1 protein-coding gene is annotated in these 564 nt (G+C 76.2%); it reads right to left on the bottom strand.

Features of this window, described 5'->3' with window-relative positions; all coding sequences use genetic code 11:
* The coding region (locus L2I40_RS24275) for a hypothetical protein (RefSeq protein ID WP_237217885.1) at positions 1-428 on the bottom strand (428 nt) is incomplete at its 3' end.
* Positions 429-564 lie beyond the last annotated feature (136 nt).

Genomic DNA, 564 nt, shown 5'->3' with positions numbered 1-564 from the left:
GCCGCCTCTCCGCCCTCGCCGGTGCCGAGCGCCACGAGCAGCCCGGCGCCGTAGGTCTCGCGCAGCGTCCGATACGCCGCGGCAAGGTCGGCGCGGATCGCCGCCGCGCGCGGCCCGGCGCGCGGCTCGTTGAGTTCGAGCACCGCGGCGCCCGAATCGAGCAGCGCCGCGACCAGCACGTCGCGCTGCCCGGGATCCCACGGCCCGCCCGGCGCGATCACAACGGCGGCGTCGCCCGTCAGCCAGCCGGGCGGCAGGTTGAGCAGTGCCGGGCCGCTTCCCTCCGGCCGGACCTGCTCATCGGTCCAGACCCCGACGTATTGCGTGTTCTCCGTCGTGCCGATCGAGGCCGCCCGCGGCTCCGCCGCACCGAGTCCGAGGACCGCCACCGCGGGAAGAACGCCGCGCATCCACCTGGCCCTGCTCACGCCCGCCTCCTGCCTCCGTCCGCGGCGTCGCGCTGCGGACATGGGGGAGCATCGCGCCGATGGCCGCGTGGAATCCCGAAGGTGAGCCGAAACCGTGCCGAAAACCCGCGGACCGGGCGGCGTCACGCGCCGCGGC

The sequence above is a fragment of the Falsiroseomonas oryziterrae genome (assembly GCF_021864505.1).
Lineage (GTDB): Bacteria > Pseudomonadota > Alphaproteobacteria > Acetobacterales > Acetobacteraceae > Falsiroseomonas > Falsiroseomonas oryziterrae.
This window is presented reverse-complemented; position numbering and strand designations above follow the sequence as displayed.